Annotated in this window: 3 protein-coding genes; all 3 read right to left on the bottom strand. The window is 49.2% G+C overall.

Annotated elements, in window-relative coordinates; translation table 11 throughout:
- Positions 1 to 392: cytochrome c oxidase assembly protein (locus KDK18_RS05400; protein WP_257253750.1), on the bottom strand; the 392-nt coding region annotated here is incomplete at its 3' end.
- Positions 393 to 404: 12 nt separating this feature from the next.
- Positions 405 to 989, bottom strand: coding sequence for a Uma2 family endonuclease (locus KDK18_RS05405; protein WP_257253751.1), 585 nt, complete (start codon positions 987 to 989; stop codon positions 405 to 407).
- A 96-nt stretch (positions 990 to 1,085) separates the two neighbouring features.
- On the bottom strand, positions 1,086 to 2,117 hold a 1,032-nt coding region (locus tag KDK18_RS05410; RefSeq protein ID WP_257253753.1), incomplete at its 5' end, for a cbb3-type cytochrome c oxidase subunit I.

Genomic DNA, 2,117 nt, shown 5'->3' on the forward strand with positions numbered 1-2,117 from the left:
TAGTTGGTGGCCTGAAACGGTGAAACACTGGGAATGGCCTGGCCAATCATTCGCTCACCGGTTGGGTTGCGGGCAAAGAACTCCAGCTCTCCAACCTCTCCGGGATGAACTACTACTTCTGTGACGCTGGGCTTGAAGTCCCAGCTCATCTCAGCATTGTTGGTGGCCACAAACTGCACTTTCACACTACGGCTGGTATCTACTTCAGCCGTCTCGGCGTTATACCGGTATGGATTCGGATCGGTTTTGCCGTTGAGACCCGTTACCTTGCAGAACACGTCGTACAGGGGAACCATGGCAAAGCCGAAGCCAAACATACCGCCAGCCACCAGACCTGTCTTGATGACGGTTCTTCGCGACAGGTCGTCCGGGGTATCATCGTCAGCATTCATTCAAACACTTCCCTACCGTTCGGAAAGAAACTCAACCGTATCATAAATATCGCTCATAGAAAGGCCGGTATTCAAGCTATCCAGCATGACGCCCGGCTCTCCATGACAGGCTGCCTTTTCTAAAAAAACATCTCCTTTCCAGCCCCAGAGACTGACCAGTTGACAACTACTATCAACTATCAGGTATTCACCTTTTTGAGCTTTCAGAGCCTCTTGATATTCTTCAAGTTTGGTCTCACAATCCACTTCGCGGATGCCAGGACTGAGCACCTCGACTAAGAACCGTGCGCTATTTTGTATATCCTTGTTATTTCTGGGACCACAATAAACCATAAAATCAGGATATCGATAGCTGACTTTCTGTTTACTTTGAATTCGCAGCTTCATATCACTGACAAACTGATCACACCCCATAGCTTTAGTGCGTGAAAACAAAGCACCAGCAATGTTAGTGATAATGACACCATGATTTCTGTTCCCAACGGCCATATCAAAAATTCTGCCATTGACGTATTCATGACGAATGTCTGAAGACCGCTCCCATTGCAGGTACTGTTCCTCTGGGTAAATTTCCAGAGAGCTATTAGGTTTTGCCAATCCCACTGGTCACACTCCTGACCGCCATTATTGTCTCCTCCATTACAAAAAACCGCCCTGCACAGACCCAACCACTGAAACTCAGCGGACAGCTTTTTACTTCACATCCGGTGGCGTGGTAAAGGTGTGGTAAGGTGCCGGTGAAGGCAGACTCCACTCAAGACCTTCTGCACCTTCCCAACTTTCAGCTTTGGCTTTCTCGCCCCCCTTGATGCACTTGACCACGATAAACAGGAACAGCAGCTGAGTGGTTCCGAACATAAAGCCGCCAATACTGGCAATCATGTTGAAGTCTGCAAACTGCAGGGCGTAATCAGGAATCCGGCGAGGCATGCCTGCCAGCCCGATAAAGTGCATCGGGAAGAAGGTCAGATTCATTCCAATGAAGGACAACCAGAAATGCGTCTTGCCCAGCGTCTCGTCATACATATGACCTGTCCATTTGGGCAACCAGTAATAGACTGCGGCAAAGATGGCAAAAATCGCTCCGGGTACCAGTACATAGTGGAAGTGAGCCACTACAAAATAGGTGTCGTGATACTGGAAGTCAGCAGGGGCGATTGACAGCATCAGTCCGGAAAAACCACCAATTGTGAACAGCACTACGAAAGCAATACTGAACAGCATGGGGGTTTCGAAGGTCATGGCTCCCCTGAACATGGTGGTGACCCAATTAAAGACCTTCACACCGGTGGGCACAGCAATCAACATGGTGGCATACATAAAGAACAGCTCACCCACCAGAGGAATGCCCACGGTAAACATATGGTGCGCCCAGACAATAAACGACAAAAAGGCAATACTTGCGGTGGCGTAAACCATTGAGGTGTAGCCAAACAGGGGTTTCCTTGCAAAAGTTGGCAGAATGGCTGACACAATCCCGAAAGAAGGCAGGATCATGATGTAAACTTCCGGGTGCCCGAAGAACCAGAAAATGTGCTGGAACAGCACAGGGTCACCACCGCCACCGGCGTTAAAGAAGCTGGTGCCAAAGTGGATGTCCATCAACATCATGGTTACAGCACCGGCCAACACTGGCATAACAGCAATCAATAGATAAGCGGTAATCAACCAGGTCCATACGAACAAAGGCATCTTCATCATGGTCATTCCAGGTGCCCGCAGGTT

This window comes from Endozoicomonas sp. SESOKO3, from assembly GCF_024606255.1.